This window comes from Arthrobacter sp. TmtSoilC48, from assembly GCF_059739425.1.
In genome coordinates this window covers 1,308,018-1,329,564 of the sequence record NZ_AP046049.1, presented here as the reverse complement: position 1 = coordinate 1,329,564, position 21,547 = coordinate 1,308,018, and the positions used below count along the sequence as shown (strand labels likewise).

The 21,547-nt window shown below is 62.5% G+C and carries 19 protein-coding genes; 16 read left to right on the top strand and 3 right to left on the bottom strand.

Annotated elements, in window-relative coordinates:
• The first annotated feature begins 52 nt into the window (after positions 1-52).
• A complete protein-coding gene (locus AC6I97_RS06400; protein WP_497944428.1) occupies positions 53-1,396 on the top strand; it encodes an 8-oxoguanine deaminase in 1,344 nt (447 codons plus the stop codon).
• Between the two features lie 88 nt (positions 1,397-1,484).
• Here the strand turns inward: AC6I97_RS06400 and AC6I97_RS06395 are convergent, their stop codons facing one another.
• Positions 1,485-2,420: a type IV toxin-antitoxin system AbiEi family antitoxin domain-containing protein gene (locus AC6I97_RS06395; protein ID WP_497944427.1), complete on the bottom strand. Its 936-nt coding sequence runs from the start codon at positions 2,418-2,420 to the stop codon at positions 1,485-1,487.
• Positions 2,421-2,591: 171 nt separating this feature from the next.
• The gene (locus AC6I97_RS06390) at positions 2,592-2,768 is read right to left on the bottom strand and encodes a hypothetical protein (protein ID WP_224088889.1); all 177 of its coding nucleotides are present in this window, start codon (positions 2,766-2,768) and stop codon (positions 2,592-2,594) included.
• Positions 2,769-3,138: 370 nt separating this feature from the next.
• Between AC6I97_RS06390 and pucL the strand changes: the two genes are divergently transcribed.
• Together pucL and AC6I97_RS06380 are read left to right on the top strand one after the other, a co-directional pair.
• Positions 3,139-4,053 (top strand): factor-independent urate hydroxylase, encoded by a 915-nt coding sequence (pucL, locus tag AC6I97_RS06385; protein ID WP_497944426.1) that lies wholly within the window; start codon positions 3,139-3,141, stop codon positions 4,051-4,053.
• Positions 4,054-4,217: 164 nt separating this feature from the next.
• Positions 4,218-5,726 carry a nucleobase:cation symporter-2 family protein gene (locus AC6I97_RS06380; RefSeq protein WP_497944425.1) on the top strand — a complete coding sequence of 503 codons (1,509 nt, stop codon included), beginning with the start codon at positions 4,218-4,220 and terminating at the stop codon, positions 5,724-5,726.
• A 399-nt stretch (positions 5,727-6,125) separates the two neighbouring features.
• Here AC6I97_RS06380 and AC6I97_RS06375 read toward each other — a convergent pair whose 3' ends face one another.
• Positions 6,126-6,881, bottom strand: a complete 756-nt coding sequence (locus AC6I97_RS06375) for an IclR family transcriptional regulator (RefSeq protein ID WP_224088895.1) — start codon at positions 6,879-6,881, stop codon at positions 6,126-6,128.
• 221 nt (positions 6,882-7,102) lie between these two features.
• On the opposite strand from AC6I97_RS06375, the gene AC6I97_RS06370 reads away from it, so the two are divergent.
• From AC6I97_RS06370 to AC6I97_RS06310, 13 genes are all read left to right on the top strand, one after another.
• On the top strand, positions 7,103-8,503 hold the full coding sequence (locus tag AC6I97_RS06370; RefSeq protein WP_224088897.1) for an NAD-dependent malic enzyme: 1,401 nt from the start codon (positions 7,103-7,105) through the stop codon (positions 8,501-8,503).
• Between the two features lie 16 nt (positions 8,504-8,519).
• The gene (aceB, locus tag AC6I97_RS06365; RefSeq protein ID WP_224088898.1) at positions 8,520-10,118 is read left to right on the top strand and encodes a malate synthase A; all 1,599 of its coding nucleotides are present in this window, start codon (positions 8,520-8,522) and stop codon (positions 10,116-10,118) included.
• A 1-nt stretch (position 10,119) separates the two neighbouring features.
• Positions 10,120-11,382, top strand: coding sequence for a DUF6986 family protein (locus tag AC6I97_RS06360; protein WP_497944424.1), 1,263 nt, complete (start codon positions 10,120-10,122; stop codon positions 11,380-11,382).
• A 14-nt stretch (positions 11,383-11,396) separates the two neighbouring features.
• Entirely contained in the window at positions 11,397-12,209 is an 813-nt protein-coding gene (locus AC6I97_RS06355; protein WP_017200648.1) for a bifunctional allantoicase/(S)-ureidoglycine aminohydrolase, read from the top strand.
• Positions 12,210-12,323: 114 nt separating this feature from the next.
• On the top strand, positions 12,324-12,908 hold the full coding sequence (locus tag AC6I97_RS06350; RefSeq protein ID WP_497944423.1) for a DinB family protein: 585 nt from the start codon (positions 12,324-12,326) through the stop codon (positions 12,906-12,908).
• Positions 12,909-12,975: 67 nt separating this feature from the next.
• Positions 12,976-13,968, top strand: a complete 993-nt coding sequence (locus AC6I97_RS06345) for a phosphodiester glycosidase family protein (protein WP_497944422.1) — start codon at positions 12,976-12,978, stop codon at positions 13,966-13,968.
• Entirely contained in the window at positions 13,965-15,122 is a 1,158-nt protein-coding gene (locus tag AC6I97_RS06340; RefSeq protein WP_497944421.1) for a GtrA family protein, read from the top strand. The genes AC6I97_RS06345 and AC6I97_RS06340 overlap by 4 nt, the downstream gene beginning before the upstream one ends.
• Positions 15,119-15,871, top strand: a complete 753-nt coding sequence (locus AC6I97_RS06335; protein WP_497944420.1) for a DUF4956 domain-containing protein — start codon at positions 15,119-15,121, stop codon at positions 15,869-15,871. Before AC6I97_RS06340 ends, AC6I97_RS06335 begins: the two co-directional genes overlap by 4 nt.
• Complete coding sequence (locus AC6I97_RS06330; protein WP_497944419.1) at positions 15,868-16,662, top strand: polyphosphate polymerase domain-containing protein; 795 nt, start codon at positions 15,868-15,870, stop codon at positions 16,660-16,662. Before AC6I97_RS06335 ends, AC6I97_RS06330 begins: the two co-directional genes overlap by 4 nt.
• 27 nt (positions 16,663-16,689) lie before the next feature.
• Positions 16,690-18,285, top strand: coding sequence for a carbohydrate-binding domain-containing protein (locus AC6I97_RS06325; RefSeq protein WP_497944418.1), 1,596 nt, complete (start codon positions 16,690-16,692; stop codon positions 18,283-18,285).
• A 390-nt stretch (positions 18,286-18,675) separates the two neighbouring features.
• Entirely contained in the window at positions 18,676-20,115 is a 1,440-nt protein-coding gene (locus tag AC6I97_RS06320) for an MFS transporter (RefSeq protein WP_497944417.1), read from the top strand.
• Positions 20,105-20,818, top strand: coding sequence for an aspartate/glutamate racemase family protein (locus tag AC6I97_RS06315; protein WP_224088907.1), 714 nt, complete (start codon positions 20,105-20,107; stop codon positions 20,816-20,818). Before AC6I97_RS06320 ends, AC6I97_RS06315 begins: the two co-directional genes overlap by 11 nt.
• Positions 20,819-21,052: 234 nt before the next feature.
• A complete protein-coding gene (locus AC6I97_RS06310; RefSeq protein ID WP_224088909.1) occupies positions 21,053-21,526 on the top strand; it encodes a sensor histidine kinase in 474 nt (157 codons plus the stop codon).
• Positions 21,527-21,547: the final 21 nt, after the last annotated feature.

Here is a 21,547-nt window from a genome sequence, read left to right as displayed (position 1 = left end):
AGGGCCTAACTGAGCTGGAACGCGTACACGCCGACCAGACAAGGAACCTGACATGACCCCACTTTGGATCAAGAACCCGCTGGGTATCTTCACCGCAAACGATCTCGACGCCGGCGGCGGCCTGGTTGTTTCCGACGGGAAGATCGTGGAACTCGTATCTACGGGCGGGCAGCCTTCGATGCCTTGTTCCGTCTTTGATGCCTCTGCCCACGTGGTTCTGCCCGGGCTCATCAACACCCACCACCACTTCTACCAAACGTTGACCCGCGCGTGGGGTCCGGTGGCCAACGCGCCGCTGTTCCCCTGGCTGCAAAACCTGTACCCGGTGTGGGCACGGCTGACCCCGCGCAGCCTGGAGCTCGCCGTGCAGGTTGCCCTCGCCGAGCTTTTGTTGTCCGGTTGCACCACCGCCGCCGACCACCACTACCTCTTCCCCGACGGCATGGAAGATGCCATTGATATCGAGGTCGCGGCGGTCCGGTCCATGGGGATGCGGGCAACACTGACCCGCGGATCCATGACGTTGGGAGAGGACGACGGCGGGCTCCCGCCCCGGACGACGGTCCAGTCACCCGGGACGATCCTTGCGGACAGCGAACGGCTGATTCGCGAGTACCACGAGACCGGCGATGGGGCTTCTGTTCAGATAGCCCTTGCCCCCTGCTCTCCCTTCTCCGTCACCAAGGAGATCATGGCTGAGAGCGCAGCCATGGCCGAGCGCTACGATGTCCGGCTGCACACGCACCTTGCCGAGACCATCGACGAGGAAGACTTCTGCCGCTCCATGTTTGGGCTGCGGACCGTGGATTACCTGGAATCAGTTGGCTGGTTGGGATCCCGCACCTGGCTTGGACACGGCATCCACTTCAACGACGACGAGATCGCCAGGCTGGGAGCCGCCGGCACCGCCGTCGCGCATTGCCCAACCTCCAACATGAGGCTCGCATCCGGTACCGCACGGGTCCTGGAACTCGAGGCGGCGGGCGTGCCCGTGGGGCTGGGAGTAGACGGATCGGCGTCGAACGATGCTTCCAACATGATCCTTGAAGCCCGCCAAGCGCTGTATTTGCAGCGGCTCCGGTACGGCGCTTCCGTCCCCGTGGAGAGGGCCCTTGGCTGGGCAACACGTGGGTCCGCTGCCGTCCTGGGCCGCTCCGACATCGGGCAGTTGGCTCCTGGCCTTCAAGCCGACCTTGCCCTGTTCAAGCTTGACTCGTTGAGGTTTTCCGGAAGCCACGACCCCGTTGCCGCCTTGTTGCTGTGCGGGGCGGACCGTGCGGACCGGGTGATGGTGGGTGGCCAGTGGCGCGTGGTGGATGGTGCAATTCCCGGGCTGGACGTTGCCGGGCTCATCGCTGAGCACTCTGCGGCGGCGCGGAAGTTGGTGGCGGGGTAGGTCTGCTCTTCCGGGCCGGCCGGGCCGCCCGTTTCGATGGTTCGCTGCGCATTAGACGGGAGGAGTCGTCTAATGCGCAGCAACCCATCTATCCGGCTGCATGGAGAGCCCGAAGCACCCGAATCTTGAAGTCCTGTTCTTGGAAGAGATCCCGCCATTGGATGCGAACAAAGGTCCAACCGAGCTCCATTAGGGCCTTCTCACGTAATCGTTCCTGAAAAATGACCTCGTCAGTGGGCGCATAGTCGAAGTACTTCATTCGCCCATCGAACTCGAGGGCAACTTTCTTACTGCGCCACGCAAAATCGAGGCGATGACGCCCCTCGGACGTTTGAACCTCCACTTGGAGCTCGGGTAGACCAATCCCGAGCCGCAAAAGAAGTTCGCGGGTCAGGGTTTCACCGGGCGACTCCGACTTCGGATCTGCGTTCGCCAGCGCCGTCCGCAACGAAAGGACACCGTTCCGCCCCGCCAGGCCTGCACACATAACCTTCAGCTTGCCCACGTCCGCGCCACGGCGGAGTGCATGGTCCATCAAAATGAGGGCCTGCCGGACGTTCAACAACATGCAGCAGTCCACAACCGTCTGCTCCAGGGATGTGCACGGCAGACCGTCCACAAGAACCACATCGTCCTTGGTGAGAATCCTGGAATGGGCCACTACGTCGCGGCCATGCGAGATAGGCGACGGCGGCTTCTCCTGAGTGACATGTATCCGGTCATCTACGTCCCAGAGGAACAGCCGGTGGAGTCGCGCCGCGGAGGTATGGCTGTAGACCAAGCCGCCACCCGACGTCGTGAGCGTCCCATGAGCGTGTGCTGCGATCAGTTGTCGGCTTCGCACCCAAGGCTTCTGCGCGGCCCAGGTGCTCCCGCGGATGTAGCAACCTCGGCGGAGCCTTACCAGCACACCCCCTCGCACGAGGGTGGCTATGGCGCGGGCATTGAATCCCGCCGCATTGAGCTCGCTCGTCCGCCACAGATTCATGCCGGGAGGGAGCTCCCCGAGGGCTGTCTTAGTCATGAACCAAGCTTGGCCAGACCCTGTGACCCTGGGACAGGAGGGTTTGATCCTATGTGGAAAAGTCCGCCTAGACGGCTTGCTGCGGGTTAGACGACTCCTACCGTCTAACCCGCAGCTACACGTCGAAACGGGGTGCGGCGTTGGAGGCGGCCCGTGGATGCAGGAAAGACCCTAGGGGCGCTGCCGGCCGAACACCGGGAGCGCGCGGAGCCAGCGCGAGAATCCGCCCGCATTGCGGTCGCAGTCGGCCGGAATGTAAAAGTCCGGATCTGTTGCACCGAAAGGCAGGTACAGCTCCTGACCCGGTGCCGGGAATTCCACGACCTTGTTCGTATCCTTCGAGTCCATCTGTTCCTCCTCTTTCTCATGCAAGCAGTTTCCGTATTTCGGAAATTATTTATTGCTATGTGAAAGTGTAGGCAGCTCCCAAACGAAGCGTCAATACCCGTCCAGAAGGGAGGAAGAGTTGCTCCGGTCACATTTCGCTGCTTCATAACGATCTCCGGAAACCCATATACACAAGCCGAAATCATGCGCTACTCTCGAATGAGTTCGTGGCGTACGTCACGTAACCTGAGAGCAGCAGGCAGGGTCGTAATGAGCTGGCATCAATGGATGCCGGCTCTTTTTTGTTGGGTCGGCTCCACCAGAAACGCGGTGGAAACACGCGCTTAATTTCATTGATGGAACGTAGGTTCCACCTCACAGAAGTTGGGATATGACCATGAGCAACAACATCGTCCTCGGCGAAAACCAGTACGGCAAAGCGGAAGTCCGCGTCGTCAAGGTCACTCGGGATACTGACCGCCACCACATCGAAGATCTGAATGTCACTTCGCAGCTGCGCGGCGATTTCCAGGCTGCGCACCTCGAAGGCGACAACGGCCATGTGGTTGCCACCGATACCCAGAAGAACACTGTCTACGCTTTTGCCCGTGACGGCATCGGCTCACCGGAGTCCTTCCTGCTGCGTCTCGCCGATCACTTCACCGGCGGGTTCGAATGGGTAACCGGTGGCCGCTGGGAAGCCGAGGCCTACAGCTGGGATCGCATCCAGGCACACGGCGCGGGACACGACCACAGCTTCGTCCGCAACGGACAAGAGGTGCGTACCGCCGTCGTCGTCCGCGATGGCGCAACCACGCACGTGATTTCCGGCCTCAAGGACCTTACCGTCCTCAAGACCACCCAGTCGGGCTTCGTCGGCTACCCGCGCGACAAATACACCACCCTGCCGGAAACCACGGACCGCATCCTTGCCACTGATATGTCCGCCCGCTGGCGCTACAACACCAACGTGGACCTTGCCGGCACGGACTTCAACAAGAGCTACGAGGACATCAAGGCCCTGCTGCTGGAAGGCTTCACCGAGAACTACTCGCACGCCCTGCAGCAGACCCTGTTCGACATGGGCAAGAAGGTCCTGGAAGCACACAGCGAAGTGGACGAGATCAAGTTCTCCATGCCCAACAAGCACCACTTCCTGGTTGACCTGAGCCCGTTCGGCCTGGACAACCCGAACGAGGTTTTCTTCGCCGCGGACCGCCCGTACGGCCTCATCGAAGCAACCGTCCAGCGCGACAACACCACAGCCGCGCCCGTTGCATGGAGCGGCATCGCCGGCTTCTGCTAAGCACCACCCCTAACAACGCACCACCAGGAGTTTGTGTGCAGGTCCCCCATCGCGTCCCAATGCCGGACCTGCACACAAACTCCAACCCCAAAAACCCCAAGATTTTGTTAGCCAGACACAGTTAGCCAGACGAAGACGTCTGCCATGAACCCAGAAAGTCTGCCATGAACATCAAGAAGAAACCCCGCCCTGCGAATACCACCTCTTCGCAGCCGCACAAGCCGGAACGTCCCGAGGACAAGCGGCTCTCCATCGGAAGCACGTTCGCCTACGGCTTCCAGCACGTCCTCACCATGTATGGCGGAATCATTGCCCCACCGCTGATCATCGGCGCCGCCGCAGGCATGTCCTCGCAGGATATCGGCCTCCTCATCGCAGCCTGCCTGTTCGTCGGAGGCCTGGCCACCATCCTCCAGACGGTGGGCATCCCGTTCTTCGGCTCACAGCTACCCCTTGTTCAGGGCGTCTCCTTCGCCGGCGTCTCGACGATGGTTGCGATCGTCCAAGGCGGCGGGGGCATCCAGGCCGTCTTCGGTTCGGTCATCGTGGCTTCCCTGATCGGCCTGGCCATCACTCCCCTGTTCTCCAAGATCATCAAGTTCTTCCCGCCCGTGGTCACGGGCACTGTCATCACCACCATTGGCCTGACGCTGATGCCGGTTGCAGCCAACTGGGCCATGGGTGGAAACGCGAAGGCCGACAACTACGGCAGCATGGCCAACATTGGCCTCGCCGCAGCAACCATGGGCGTCGTCCTGCTCCTGAGCAAGGTGGGCAACGCCGCCATCTCCCGGCTCTCCATCCTGCTGGCCATGGTCATCGGCACCATCATCGCGTTCGTCGCAGGAATGGCAGACTTCTCCAAGGTTGGCCAGGGCGACATCGTCGCTTTCCCCACGCCCTTCGCCTTCGGCGCTCCAACCTTCGAAATCGCAGCAATCATTTCGATGCTCATCGTCATCCTGGTAACACTTACCGAGACCTCCGCAGACATCATTGCAGTGGGCGAGATCGTCGATACCAAGGTTGATTCCCGCCGCATCGGCGACGGCCTCCGCGCGGACATGCTCTCCAGCGCCATCTCACCGCTGTTCAACTCCTTCACACAGAGCGCCTTCGCCCAGAACGTTGGGCTCGTGGCCATCACAGGCATCAAGAGCCGGTTCGTGGTCAGCGCCGGCGGCCTCATCCTGGTGGTCCTGGGCCTCCTGCCGATCCTCGGCCGAGTGGTCGCAGCGGTTCCGACGCCCGTCCTGGGCGGTGCCGGCGTCGTGCTTTTCGGCACGGTGGCAGCCAGCGGTATCCGGACGCTTGCCAAGGTTGAGTACAAGAACAACATGAACCTGATCATCGTTGCGGCTTCGATCGGCTTCGGCATGATCCCCATTGCCGCCCCGAAGTTCTACGACCAGTTCCCGTCCTGGTTCTCCACGATCTTCCACTCCGGCATCAGCTCCGCCGCGGTCATGGCGATCCTGCTGAACATCCTGTTCAACCACTTCAAGGCAGGCAACACAGACAATCAGTCAGTGTTCGTCGCTGGTACGGACCGGATCGTCAGCGAAGAGGACATCAAGTGCCTCAGCGAAGGCGACCGCTTCGAGAACGGCAAGCTCATCGACGCTGACGGCAAGGAAGTCCCGCTCAAGACCTCCAGCGCCTCCGAGCACTAGGTCCCGGTCGCAGAGATAGCAACAGGCGGCAGTGTTTCCTTGGGGGACACTGCCGCCTTTGTCGGCTAGCAGGGTCTGATCGCCTACGGGAATGTACGACGCCGGCACTCACTTTCGCAGGCAGCCCACCATTGGGTTGCCGCCGCGATGGGTTTGCGTCAGGCATTGGTCCCCTTGATCGGCATTCCCAAGGCCCGCAGGACACGCTCAAGGTGACGGACCAGTCGGGCGAAGAAGCCCTGATCTATGTCCGGGACAAGCACTTGAACTTCGCGGCCGCCGTCGGGGTGGATCCGGTGATGAGGAAAGCTACCCGCTCAAAACCCACGCCGAGATGACAAAAGATGGCAATGTTTCGGGGAAACATTGCCATCAAATGCCAACTCGGCGGGAGGCGGGTCAGTTCTGGTTGAGCTCCGCGGAGATCGCCAGGGCGGCCTCGCGCAGCATCGGCACAGCGCGGTCGGCAAAGCTCTGGTCCACCCGGGTGATGGGCCCGGAAACGGAGATCGCGGTAGGAGTGGGAGCATTGGGCACTGCCATCGCGAAGCAGCGTACGCCGAGCTCCTGCTCTTCCTCGTCAATGGAGTAGCCGCGCTCACGGATCAGCTTGAGGTCCGCGAGCAGGGAGTCGATGTCGCCGATGCTCTTGGCCGTGGGCGTGGGCATGCCGGTGCGGGCAACAATGCCACGGACCTGTTCGTCGTCGAGCTGCGCCAGGATCGCTTTACCAACGCCGGTGTCATGCGTGTGGGCGCGGCGGCCAACCTCGGTGAACATCCGCATGGAGTGCATGGACGGGACCTGCGCCACGTAGATGACCATGTCCGAATCCAACACCGCCATGTTGGAAGTCTCGCCAAGGCGTTCAACGAGGGTCTTCAGCTGCGGACGCGCCACGGCCCCGAGCTGCTTGCTGGCCCCCTCGCCAAGCCGGATGAGCCGGGGGCCCAAAGCGTAGCGCCGGTTGGGCAGCTGGCGGATGTAGCCAAGGGAGACCAAAGTGCGCAGCAGGCGGTGGATGGTGGGCAAGGGCAGGTCAGTGGACGACGACAGCTCGCTCAGAGTGACGTCTCCACCCGCATCCGTGATCAGTTCCAGCAGTTCAAAGACGCGCTCAACGGACTGCACGCCTCCGGAGGCTTTTTCAGCCATTCCCTTGTCTCCAATGACTCAGATTCCGACAACTCTTATCCGCATCGTGAAAAGAATTGCTTAGAACACCCAAGATACAGCACGCCGGCCCCATGCGCGATGACACCGAAGATGACCGAGTAGGGGGTTGTATTTCCACTTTGTAGATAATAATATCCATAATACGAAAACATTCAGTTTGGAACGGCGGCCCGGGAACGGGCCTAACAGGAGGAATTTCAATGGCGAATCCGAGCCCCGGAAACTCGATCACCCTGCGCGTCGCCGCACCGTCCAGCTTTACAGCTACGAGCGAACTGGCAGCAGCCGTCGGCGCAGCCGGTGCAGCAATCACCGCGCTGGACGTCACGGAATCCCACCACGAGACGATCGTTGTTGACGTCACCTGCAACACCACGGACGACGCCCACGCAGCCCGTGTGAAGGATGCCCTTAACGCCCTCGACGGCGTGACCGTCCAGCACGTCTCGGACCGCACCTTCCTCATGCACCTGGGCGGCAAGCTCGAGGTCGTCCCCAAAGTAGCCCTGCGCAATCGTGACGATCTGTCCCGCGCCTACACGCCCGGCGTCGCGCGCGTCTGCTTGGCGATCGCCGAAGACCCCGCTGCCGCCCGCAACCTGACGGTCAAGCGCAACACCATCGCAGTCCTCACCGACGGCTCGGCTGTCCTGGGCTTGGGCAACATCGGCCCCGCCGCGGCCCTCCCGGTCATGGAAGGCAAGGCCGCACTGTTCAAGCAGTTCGCCAACGTTGACGCCTGGCCGGTCTGCCTGGACACGCAGGACACCGAAGAAATCATCATGATCGCCAAGGCCATGGCCCCCGTCTACGGCGGCATCAACCTCGAAGATATTGCCGCCCCGCGCTGCTTCGAAATCGAGAACCGCCTCCGCGAAGAACTCGACATCCCGGTGTTCCACGACGACCAGCACGGCACCGCAATCGTCACCCTCGCCGCATTGGTCAACGCCCTGCGTGTAGTGGACAAGAAGCTGTCCGAGGTCAAGATCGTTGTCTCGGGCGTCGGCGCGGCCGGCTCGGCCATTATCCAGCTCCTCAAGGCCCAGGGCGCGCAGCACATCATCGCCGCCGGCCGCTCGGGCGCCATCCACTCGGGCGAGAAGTACGACGACGAGCACCGCAGCTGGATCGCCGCGAACACCAACGAAGAAGGCTTCGCCGGAACCCTGCATGACGCCCTCAAGGGAGCGGACGTGTTCATCGGTGTCAGCGCCCCGCACGTGATCGGCGAGGAGCAGGTTGCTTCCATGGCCGAGAACGCTATCGTGTTTGCCATGGCGAACCCGACGCCGGAAATCGACCCCGTCATCGCTTCCAAGCACGCAGCCGTGGTTGCCACGGGTCGCAGCGACTTCCCCAACCAGATCAACAACGTGCTGGCCTTCCCCGGCTTCTTCCGCGGACTGCTGGATGCTGGAGCATCTGACATCACTCCGGACATGCTGGTGGCCGCTGCGGAGGCAATTGCCAACCGGGTGGCTGACGATGAGCTGAACGCGAGTTACATTATCCCCAGCGTCTTCGATCCCCATGTTGCCGCCGATGTGGCCAGTGCCGTAGCAGCAGCTGCGCACGCCAACGCCGCCAGCGCACTCTAGAAAAGGACACCGCCAAATGGCTATCACAGTCACTGATCCCCGGCCGATCGATCGCGCCGAGGAGATCCTAACCCCCAAGGCATTGGCCTTCATCGAGGAACTGCACAAGCGCTTCGCCGGCACCCGTGCCGAGTTGCTGGAGGCCCGCAAAGCCAAGCGCCAGAAGGTTGCGGACACCAGCCGCCTGGACTTTCTCCCGGAGACCCAGGAAATCCGCGACGGCGACTGGAAGGTCGCTGAGGCACCGGCAGCCCTGCAGGACCGCCGCGTGGAGATGACCGGTCCGGCAACCCCTGCCAAGATGGCCATCAACGCGCTGAACTCCGGTGCCAAGGTGTGGCTCGCGGACCTCGAAGACGCCAGCACTCCCACGTGGCCCAACGTCATTGATGCGATCCTCAACCTCCGCGACGCCGCCCAGGGAACCCTGAGCTACACGTCGCCGGAAGGCAAGGAGTACCGTCTGCGCACGGACGCTCCTTTGGCTGTTGTTGTTGCCCGTCCGCGCGGCTGGCACATGGAGGAGAACCACCTGCTCATCGACGGCGAACCTGCGGTGGGCGCGCTGGTGGACTTTGGCTTGCACTTCTTCCACATCGCCAAGCAGTTGCTCCTGAACGGCCATGGCCCTTACTACTACCTGCCCAAGATGGAGAGCCACCTTGAGGCCCGCCTCTGGAACGACGTTTTCGTCTTTGCCCAGGACTTCCTCGGCATCCCGCAAGGCAGCATCCGCGCCACCGTCCTCATCGAGACCATCCCGGCCGCGTTTGAAATGGACGAGATCCTCTACGAGCTGCGCGACCACGCATCGGGCCTGAACGCCGGCCGCTGGGACTACCTCTTCAGCATCATCAAGTACTTCCGTGATGCCGGCGAAGAGTTCGTCCTCCCGGACCGCGCCACCGTTGCCATGACCGCGCCGTTCATGCGCGCCTATACCGAGCTCCTGGTCAAGACCTGCCACAAGCGCGGCGCCTTCGCCATGGGCGGCATGGCTGCTGTCATCCCGAACCGCAAGCAGCCGGACGTCACCGCTGCGGCCTTCGACAAGGTCCGTGCCGACAAGACGCGCGAGGCAAACGACGGCTTCGACGGTTCCTGGGTTGCGCACCCGGACCTCGTTTCCACGTGCCGCGAAGTGTTCGATTCGGTACTGGGCGACCGCCCCAACCAGTTGGACAAGCAGCGCCCCGAGGTGAACGTCACGGCTGAGCAGCTGATCGACGTCGCCTCCGCCGGCGGCACCGTGACAGAGGCAGGCCTGCGGCTGAACCTCTACGTCGCCGTCGCGTACACGGGCGTTTGGATCTCCGGCAGCGGTGCCGTCGCCATCCACAACCTCATGGAAGATGCCGCGACCGCGGAAATCTCCCGCTCGCAGGTGTGGCAGCAGATCCGCAACAAGTCCGTCCTCGCGGACACGGGCAACACGGTGACCCGCGAACTCGTCACCCGGATCCTCGGCGAAGAAACCGAGCGTTTGCGCATCGAATTCGGTGACGAGAATTTCACCAAGTACTACGAGCCGGCTTCCAAGCTGATCGAGGACATCTGTCTGTCAGACGATTACACCGATTTCCTGACAACACCCGCTTACGAGCTGGTGGGCTGAGATGGGTTCATTCTCTTCCTCTGATCTGGCTCACATCGAGTCCCAGCTTGAGGCGACGGACCAACTCCTGGACCGCAACTACCCCGGCGACGACGGCTCACGCCAGCCCATTCATACCGTCTACATCCCGGCGGACCGCTTCACGCCGTCATTTGCGGCGGAGTGGGGCGCCCAGGCGCTCGCGACGGCGGAAGCTCACGGTGGCCTGGAAAAGCTCGGCCAGTTGTTGGGCCAGGAGCCTCATTTGGCTGCCGCTGTTGCCTCCCGTGTGGCGGCGAAACTCTCCTCCGAACCGATCGAGGACCTCCGCCTGGACTTCGAGGACGGCTACGGGGACCGCGGCGATGAGGCAGAAGACGCCGACGCCGTTGCTGCCGCCAACGCTGTTGCTGCTGCGGTTGCAGCGGGAACCGCTCCGCCGTTCATCGGCATCCGATTCAAGTGCTTCGAAGCAGCCACCCGGGCCCGCGGACTGCGTACTTTGGACCTGTTCGTCTCCACGCTCGCTGCCGCCGGGGAACTCCCGGCAGGACTGATCCTCACCCTGCCCAAGGTCACCACGGTGGCTCAGGTGCTGGCCATGGACTTCGCGGTCTCGCGCCTCGAGGAAGTCCACGGGCTTCCCGCGGGGAGGCTCCGGTTCGAGGTGCAGGTGGAAACGCCGCAGCTCATTCTGGGCGCCGATGGAACGTCTCCCGTGGCACAGCTCCCCCACGTTGTTCCGGGCCGTATCAGCGCCCTGCATTACGGGACCTACGATTACAGCGCTTCGCTGGGAATCTCAGCGGAATACCAATCCATGGAGCATCCCGTGGCCGACTTCGCCAAGGAAGTCATGCAGCTCGCTGTCGCCGGAACGGGTATCCGCCTCTCTGACGGTTCCACCAACATCATTCCTGTGGGCGACGCCGTTGAAGACGCCTGGAAGCTTCACGGCCGGCTGGTCCGCCGCTCCCTTGAAAACGGCTATTACCAAGGATGGGACCTCCACGCCGCCCAGCTCCCCAGCCGTTTCTCGGCGTCGTACGCTTTCTACCGCGAAGGCCTGCCCGCCGCGGCTCTCCGCCTCCGTAACTATGTAGAACGCACCGAAGGCGGCGTCATGGACGAGCCCGCCACCGCCCGCGCGCTTGCCGGCTTCGTCCTCCGTGGCGTCCAGTGCGGCGCAGTGGGGACCGACGAGGTCAAGGCGCTTGCCGGCGTCGAACTTTCACAGCTGACCGCATTGGCGCACCCGCGGCTCGCGCAACCGACTTCCCACTGATAAGGAGCATTCCCATGGGTAAGTACTACTACCCCCAGGGCGGCCTGCCGCCGCAGACCCACCTCACCACGGAACGGGCGATCGTCACCGAGGCCTACACCGTGATCCCCAAGGGCGTGATGACGGACATCGTCACCAGCAACCTGCCGGGTTTCTCCAACACGCGTTCGTGGATCATTGCGCGGCCGATCTCCGGCTTCGCCACCACATTCTCGCAGTTGATCGTGGAGATCGCACCGGGCGGCGGGGCTCCCAAGGCCGAGTTTGAGTCCGGCGTTGAAGGCGTCATCTTCGTCACCAAGGGCCAGGTCAACCTGACCCTCGACGGCGAACTGCACCACCTCGAAGAGGGTGGCTACGCCTACCTCGCTGCCGGCGCGGAGTGGGGCCTGGAAAACGTCTCCGACGACATCGTCTCCTTCCACTGGATCCGCAAGGCCTACGAACGCCTCGAAGGTTTCGAGGCCAAGTCCTTCGTCACCAACGAGAAGGACGTGGAGCCCACCTCCATGCCGGATACCAACGACGTCTGGAAAACCACGCGCTTCACGGACTCCAGCGACCTCGCCCACGACATGCAGGTCAACATCGTCACCTTCCAGCCCGGCGGTGTGATCCCCTTCCCGGAAACCCACGTCATGGAGCACGGCCTGTACGTCCTGGAGGGCAAGGCCATGTACCTGCTCAACAACGACTGGGTGGAAGTGGAAGCCGGCGACTTCATGTGGCTGCGTGCCTTCTGCCCGCAGGCCTGCTACGCGGGTGGTCCGGGCGAGTTCCGTTACCTGCTGTACAAGGACATGAACCGCCAGGTGAAGCTCACCTAGTCCTTGCCTGCTTGCGCCGAGATCGCCGGAAAGCTGCCAGTTCGCTGGAGTTTCCGGCGATTTCGTGCGTTTCCCGCGAACTCGTGTCGGCCCCGCTTGGGTAGAGTGCTCCCCATGGACGACAAAGCGACGTTGCTCGGTTATTTGCGCCTGCGCCGGGCGGACCTGCTCGGCAAGCTGGATGGCCTCAGCGAATACGATGCCCGCCGGCCCATGACCCCCACTGGTACCAATCTCCTGGGCCTCGTCAAGCATGTTGCGAGCGTGGAGTTGGGCTATTTCGGAGAGACCTTTGGGCGTCCGAGCGGACGTGAGTTGCCTTGGTTCGCGGAGGACGCCGAGCCGGATGCTGATCTGTGGGTGCCCGCTTCGGAAAGCCGCGCGGAAATACTGGAGTTGCACCACTTCTCGGCCAACCACAGCGATGCCACTATCGAAGCCCTCCCCTTGGATGCTCCCGGCGTTGTGCCCTGGTGGTCCGAAGAGAAGCGAAATGTGACGCTCCATCAGATCCTTGTCCACATGTGCTTGGAAACCGCGCGGCATGCAGGGCACGCGGACATCATCCGTGAGCTCATCGACGCCACCGCGGGCCAAAGACCAGGCGATCCCAACATCCCGTCCCGCAACTCCGAAGAATGGGCAGCACACAGGTTCCGCATTGAAGAAGCAGCCCTGGAGGCAGATCTCCACCGCTAGAAAGCTTCACAGCCCAAACATAAGTGGAGCAAACCTCCGGCGTAGGCCCGGTTCGTAGAAATGAGGCATGACTCCTCAACAGACCGAAAACCGTAAGGGCAGCCGGACCCGGCGCGCCGTCGTCTCCGCCGTCCTGGCGGTCACTCTCTCTGCCGGGGGTGCCACGGCCTGGGCGTTGGACCGTTTCGTCATTCCCCACGCCCAAATCACCAACGTCTCGGAATACGAAGCGAGCCAGGCGGGCACAACAGATACAGGCACGACGCCGGAATCCACCTCCGCTGAAACGTCGGCGAGCGCAGTGGTCACGGATACCTCGTACACGTCCGGCGACACCGGCGTCACCATCTCGACTGTGACCACGGGCAGCGGCGACAACACGGTCACCTACTATGTGGCCGACGTCGTGCTTGATGACGCGACGACGCTGAAGTCTGCCTTTGCCGAAGACACCTACGGCGAGAACATCACGGAGACCACGTCCGCGATCGCGCAGGACCACAACGCCATTTTCGCCATCAACGGCGACTACTACGGTTTCCGGGATACGGGCATCGTGATCCGCAACGGCGTGGTGTACCGGGACGAAGGCGCACGCCAGGGTCTGGCGTTCTACAAGGACGGCACCGTCAAGGTATACGACGAGACCACCACGTCGGCTGATCAGCTCCTAGCGGATGGGGTGTGGAACACGCTCTCGTTTGGGCCTTCCTTGCTGGACAATGGCGAGATCGCCTCGGGCATCGAGGATGTTGAGGTCGATACGAATTTCGGCAACCACTCCATCCAGGGCGAGCAACCGCGGACGGCCGTGGGAGTCATCGACGGGAACCATCTCGTGTTTGTGGTGGTGGATGGCCGCAGCCCGGGCTATTCCGCAGGCGTCACCATGACCGGCCTCGCACAGATCATGAAGGACCTTGGCGCCACCACGGCGTACAACATCGACGGCGGCGGCTCATCAACCATGTACTTCAACGGTGCGCTGGTGAACAATCCGCTCGGCGACAACAAAGAGCGCGGTACCTCCGACATCCTCTACATCGCCCAGTCGTCATGATTGTCCTGATCCCGGCCTACGAGCCGGACCACCAGCTCATCAACCTCGTCCGCACCATCCAGGAAGCCGATCCGTGGCTGAGGATCGTGGTGGTGGACGATGGTTCCGGACCCGACTTCAAAGACGTGTTCGACGACGCCGCCCGGCTTGGGTGCCACGTGCTCAGCTACGCAGTCAACGGCGGCAAAGGGCATGCCCTCAAGAGTGGTTTCGCCTTCATTGCGGCTGAATTCCCCGGCAACGACGTGGTGTGTGCCGACAGCGATGGCCAACATGGTGTCGCGGATATCCTTGCGGTCGCGGACAGGGTGGGCCGAGTTACGGCCACCATGGTTCTGGGATGCCGGAACTTTTCAGGCGACGTTCCTGCACGCAGTAAGTTCGGCAACACGGTTACGCGCTGGCTGTTCCGGCTCGCTACCGGCCAACGGATGGCCGACACGCAAACGGGCCTGCGTGGCTACCGGGCGGACATGCTCCCCTGGTTGCTGACTGTCCGCGGCCAACGGTACGAGTACGAGCTGAACCTGTTGCTGGAGGCGAAGCAGGCCGGATACGCCATTGACTCCGTGGACATCGCAACGGTGTACCTGGATAACAACTCGGGCTCGCATTTCAGGCCTGTGGCCGATTCCATCAGAATCTACGCACCGCTGTTGAAGTTCCTGGGTTCGTCCTTCTCGGCATTCCTGGTGGATACGGTGGCCTTCCTGATCCTCAGCGCGCTTACGGATTCGCTCCTTCTGGCAGTGGTCGGAGCCAGGATGATCAGCTCGGCTGTGAACTTCCTGGTCAACCGACAGCTGGTCTTCGATCACGGCACGGAAAGATCACTGCGTTCCACCGCCGCAGGATATATGGCGCTCGTTGTCATCTTGCTATCCGCCAACTACTCGATCATGTGGGCCCTCACCTCCGTTGCTGTTCCGGATTTGCTGGCCAAGCTCGTCACGGAGATGGCTTTGCTGGGCGTGAGCTTCGCCGTGCAGCAGCGATTCCTCTTCGCCCGCAAGGCCGGCACAACCTTGGCCGGCACACCGGAACCAGCCGACGTCGAAACGCATATCCCAGCCTTGGTCCCGGCACAGTTTCAGCACAGCAGGACCGGGAATCGTGGAGACCAGCCAACCAACAGATTCCGGAGAATCCGATGAACACCATCGTCCTTATAGCAGCGGACCTCGCCGCCATCACTGTCCTCACGTTCGCCCTCTACCTCCGCCGGCACCGGCGTCGTGACCTTGTAGTTTCCTACCTGGGCATGAACGTTGGGGTCCTGGCAGTTGCGACGGCCTTGTCCGGCTCAGCAGCCGGGATTGGGCTCGGCTTGGGGCTGTTCGGTGTTCTGTCAATCATCCGCCTGCGATCCACGGAACTCGCGCAGCACGAGGTGGCCTACTACTTCTCAGCGCTGGCGCTGGGGCTGATCGCAGGCATCGGCGTAGAACCACTTTGGCTGACGTTGTCCCTCATGGGCATGGTCCTCCTGGTCATGTTCGTCGGTGACAACCCCAGGGTCCTCCCCGCTTACAGGCACCAGACCGTGGTCCTGGACCGGGCCATCAACAACGAACACGAACTCCACGCCCGGCTTGAGGAAGTCCTCGATGGCACGGTCCACTCGGCCACCATCCAGGAGCTGGACCTGGTGAACGACAAAACGATCGTGGATGTCCGGTATGCCGTACGGTCCTCCCGCGTGAGTCAAACCCACGCTGTTCCACAGGACCACGCTGATTCACAGGGCCACGCTGTTTCCCAGGACCACGCTGCTTCGCAGGGCCCGCTCGGCTTCGACCAGCCTGCAGGCGCACTCACGCCGGCACCCGAGGAACTGCCCGCCACCCAGCCGCCGGCAAGTCACCCACAGCAACCCGTGCCCACTTCGGCGGGTGTCGCATGAAGCACTTCGACGCAGAAGCGGTCATTCCGCAGCTCAGCCAGCTACCCGCCGTCGGGCTTGAAGAACTCACCACCGAAGCCGCGCTACTGACGCGGGTGGACCGCAAGTATCTGGTGCCGTCCGCAACCGCCCGGCGGATCCTGTCGACCTTCACCACGGAGGCGCGGGTCCTCGAAATGGACGGAAATCGGACGTTCGCCTACGACTCCGTCTACTTCGATACCCCGGACCTGGACAGCTACATGCTTGCCGCGCATGGTCGTCGCCGCCGCTTCAAGATCCGCACCCGGACCTACCTGGACACCGCGCTGAGCTTCCTGGAGGTCAAGACCGAAGGTGCCCGCGAGGCCACCGTCAAGGAGCGCATCCCCTATGAGCTGTGCAACCGCGACCGGCTCACGCGGGAAGGCCTGGCCTACGTGAACGAGGCTCTTGCAGCCACCCTTGGTGGGGTGAATTTCGGTCCGCTGGAACCTGTTCTCTCCACCCGTTACCGCCGCACCACGCTTTTCCTTCCGGAATCCGGGAGCCGCGCGACGATCGATTCAGAGGTCACCTGGCAACGCCCGGACGGGCAGCCCTGGGTCCTGGACGACGCCGTCGTGGTTGAGACGAAGTCCGGATCTGCCCCCGGCCCGCTGGACAAGCACCTGTGGAGGAACGGTGTTCGCCCCTGCCGCATCTCCAAGTTCGCCACCGGCATGGCTGCGCTCCACCCCGGGCTGCCCGCCAACCGCTGGAATCAAACCCTCCGACGCCGGATGCCCCTGCGTCCCGCCACCATCAGCTAACCCACAGACTTCCCTAAGGAATCCACCATGCGCTCCTTCCGCACTTACTTTTCCGTTGCCGCCGTCGCCTTGGCGGTATCACTGGCCGGCTGCTCAAGCGCCGCCACCAGTTCCACTTCTTCCAGCACCTCGTCATCCAGCACAGCCGGGTCCACCTCCGACTCCGCCCAGACCGTCACCGCTGCCACGATTGAGGCAGATACCCATTTCGACAGCGATGACCTCACCTGGGACCCTGCGTCTGAAGTGGCCGTCGGCCTGGCCGACGGCGGCAGCAAAGTGACGTCGTCGGCCTCCACTGGCGTGGTGGTGGACGGCAATACCGTCACCATCAGCGCGGCCGGAACCTACCGCCTGAGCGGCTCGCTGAGCGACGGCCAGATCGTGGTGGCCGCAGGCGATTCCGACACCGTCCGGATCATCCTGGATGGTGTGGAACTGGGAAATTCGACCGGTTCGCCGTTCTCCGTCAAGAGCGCGGACGAAGCGATCGTCTACTTGGAAGACGGCAGTTCGAACACGTTGACCGACGCCACGAGCTATGCCGAGCAGGGCGAGGACGCACCCAATGCGGCACTTTTCTCAATGGCGGATCTGACCATCGCCGGGCCGGGTTCGTTGACCGTCAACGGAAACTACAACGACGGCATCGTCTCCAAGGACGGCCTGGTCATGGCCTCCGGCAAAGTCACGGTGGACGCCAAGGACGATGGCATCCGCGGCAAGGACTACACCGTGCTGCTGGACGGCGCCTACCAAGTGACAGCCGGCGGAGATGGCGTGAAAGCAGACAACGAAACAGACGCAAACCGCGGCTGGCTACTGGTCAGCGGGGGCTCCTTGACGGTCACCGCGGGTGACGACGGCGTCAAGGCCTTCAACACCCTCTCCATCACGGGAGGAACAGTCACTGTGGCCGGGTCGGAGGAAGGGCTTGAGGCCCAGCACATCGCCGTCTCCGGTGGCGATGTCACCGTCACATCCAACGACGACGGCGTGAACGCCTCGGGCGGGTCCTCCAACTCTGCGGATTCCGGGGCGGGCACCGGCCCAGGCGATATGGGAGGCGGCATGGGCGGCGGCGAGACCGTCGGCGACTACACCGTTGACGTGTCCGGTGGCACCTTGACCATCAACTCCCAGGGAGACGGCTTGGACTCCAACGGGAATGCGACGATTTCCGGGGGAACGGTGGTGGTCAACGGCCCCACGAACGATGGCAACGGCGCGCTTGACGTCAACGGTGAATTGACCGTCACGGGTGGGACCGTGGCTGCGGCAGGCAGTGCGGGCATGGCGGTAACCCCGGCCGCCTCATCCACTCAGTCCGGCGTGCAGGTAACGTTCAACTCCTCTGTGGCTGCCGGCACGCCTGTGCACATCGTTGACCCGTCGGGGACTGTGGTGGCATCCTTCGTGACAACCAAGACCATTGCCTCCCTGGTGTTCTCCTCGTCCGCAATCAGCGAGGGCCAGACGTACACGGTTTACACGGGAGGCAAGGCGGATGCGGAGGCTGGTCTGACGACTGGGTCCATTGACGGAGCGGACAAGCAGGGAACTGTGACGGCAGGCCAGTACACGCAGGCACAGGGTCCTGGTGGTGGGGGCGGGCGCCGCTAGGTTCCACCTGACGCAGACCTCCAAAACACAGCCAAGCACGCCCCGATGGCATACTACGTTGCCGTCGGGGCGTGCTTTGTCTTTTCCGTGTTGGTGAGGTTGAGCCGCTGGCTGCCCTTGGCTTCCCGACCCTTTTTGCGATGGAATTGCCAGAAAACAACCTTATTCAGTTGCATCCATGGCCAAGGATGGCCAAAGGGGGCACGAAGCCACTCGCGCCCAGTCCATCCATGAGCATCCGGTCACATTTTGTTTACGCGCCAACCGTGGCGTTTTGGTATCCCAAAGCGTAATCTACATCACATTCCTTCATGTGATATTCGCATTCCGCATGATGGAACCATTCACGTGGCAATGAATGAACCTTCAGAGCTCAGTAAGGAGCGCACTGTGGAAAAAGACCTTGCCCAGGAGGCTGCAACACCGCGGACCGGATCCCTGGCGAAACAAATTGAAGGCGCGTACCAGCGGATCGGAGTGACTGGGGCACACCGCCAGATCGTCTTCATGATCCTGCTGGGGGTATTCTTCGATGCCCTCGAGCAAAACGCCGTGGGCATCACCGGCCCCATCCTGCGCCAGTCGTGGGGTCTTGGGGCCACCGAGATCGGCTTGCTGAACACAATGACTTTTACGGCAACCGCACTCGGACGGCTGGCGACGGGCCTGATCGTCGATAAATATGGCCGTCGGCACATGCTGGTCATCAACCTCATCATCTTCGCTGGTGGTTCGTTGCTCTGTGCCGTTGCCCCCAACTACCCCATCCTCGCCGCTGGCCGTTTCGTGGTGGGCTTTGGGCTGGGCGGCGAAATCGCAGTGGCCGTGATCATGATGGCGGAGTTCTTCGCAGCGAAACACCGCGGGACCGCCGTCGGACTCATCAACGTCACCGCGGCCGGCTTGGGCAACATGCTTGCACCTGCCTTTGGCATCCTTGTCTTCACGCTCTTCGATGGTCCGGACAAGTGGCGCTGGGTGTTCGGCTTGCTGTTCATCCCCGCCCTTTTGGTGATGTTCTTTCGACGCTTTGTCCCCGAAACGCCCCGTTTCCTTGCATCCCAGGGCAAGATCGACGAAGCAAACATGGTCATCACCCGTCTGGCCCGCAACAAGCTCTCCGGACGCATAGCCGATCCGGAAACTTACATCACCGCAGTGCCAGACCCCGTGGTGGTCACGGCGTCAGGACATTGGAAGGACGCGCTGCGCGGTAAGCTCCTCAAGCGCACTGTCCTGCTCTGCATCGCCGTCTGCATGTCATACGCCGCCCAGATTTCGATGCTGACGCTGATGCCCACCATTCTGGTTTCCCGCGGATATGCCGTGAACACCAGCCTCTGGTTCACCCTCATCATGCAGTCGGGCTCTTTGCTGGGCGCGGCCACCGCTGCCTATTTGGCCAGCCGATTGCCACGCAAAAAGGTTCTCACGGCTGCCGCCATCCTTGGGTGCCTCTCAGGACTGTCCATGGCCTTCCTCGCCAACGACATCGTGCTGGTAGTGATCTTCGGTGTCCTCTTCAACTTCTCCGTCATCATCCTGAACACCACCATCTGGCTGTTCGCCCCGGAGCTCTACCCCACCCGCACCCGAGGCTTCGGAACGTCGATTATCCTCGCAGCAGGCTCGTTGTCCGGCGGTCTCTTCCCGCTCATCTCCGGAGCTGTCTTTGACTCAGCGGGTCTGCCCGGCATGTTCACCACCCTGGCCGTGCTCTTCTGTGTCCTGGCAATCGTGGTTCAATTCCCGCCGGAAACCTTCGGGAAGCCACTGGAAGAAGACTCGGAACCCGGCAACGACGAGGAGGCGGCAATTTATGGACACTGATACTCCCCGGCCGTCAGCCCGGATCGTCCTCCTGGTAAATCCGAACACCAACAGCAGCACAACAGCGATGATGGTGGACCTCGCCAAGGAGACCCTGGAACCCCACGGTCTCCAGGTAGTCGGTATCACCGCGTCGTCTGGACCTTCCATGATTGTGGATCCCGTCTCGCTGGCTGAGTCGGCCCGGCATGTCAACGAAGCAGTGCAAAACTACCTTTCAGGGCCCGACGGCGGCAGGGTCGCCGGCGTGATCGTCGCCGCCATCGGTGATCCCGGGCGCGCGCAACTGGACGGGGAACTGGACATCCCGGTGATGGGCATCGGTCAAGGCTCTGTGCACGCCGCAGCCCACGCTCGGGATGGCAAGCTGCGTCGTTTTGGGATGGCGACCAGCACTCCGTTGCTGGTGGACGCCTTGGGCAAGCTGGTTGCGGCCCATGGACTTTCGGAGCACTTTGCTGGTGTTCGTTTGACGAAGTCCGAGCCGCTGGCCCTCGCTGCCGATCCTGAAAGACAATTCCACGAGTTGGCCGAAGCAGTCAGCGCTGCGACGGAAAACGACGGCTCCCAGGCGGTCATCATTGCCGGCGGGCCACTGAGCGCCACCGCCCGGCGCCTTGCCGAAACGACCGCCGTCGAGATCATCCAACCGATCCCCAGCGCCTGCCGGCTGCTGCTCGCGGCGCTTCCACAGGAAGGTTAGACCCCACAAACAGGGCCCGACGGCGGGACGCACGTGCCGCCGTCGGGCGCCCCCGCATGAAGAGTGCCACATCCGCAAGCCCGCCCCGCAAACTTGATGGGAAATTGAGCCAAACAAACAGAGTCCTTGATTTTGGCGCGCCACGCTGGAAGCAGACGAAGCCCTCGTTCCATCAATCCATCAGGGTTTCGGCAACGAACAACCAGCAAGAATCACAATGATGTGGGGGAACCAATGGAACAGTCAGCAGCGCTAACCGAGGTGATCGCCGTCAAGGGCATCATCCAGGACCAGCACCCCGTGGATTTCCACGCACTGGGTGTCGCAGGATGCATCGACAGGCTTGCTGCGCCGCTTCGACGCTCCGGAGTGACCGTCCATTGGCACACACCCCACCACGGCATCGAGATCTCCTCCGCGTCCGCCGCGCTGCTGTACCACGTAGCCCAGGAGACTTTCAGCAACACGCTGAACTACGCCGACGCCAGTGAACTGACCATCCGCCTCAACGCCGTCTACCACGGAATCCAACTGACGATCATGGACAACGGCAAAGGTTTCGAAATCCACGCCGCCCCCAGCGGCCGCCGCCACGGCTTCGGCCTGCTGCTCATGTCCATTGCCGTACACGACGCCGGAGGGTCAGTCGAGATCGACTCCGGGGTTGGGCGGGGCACCACCGTGAGGGTGACACTGCCACTGGATTGAGTCCAATTTGGGACCTTTTTG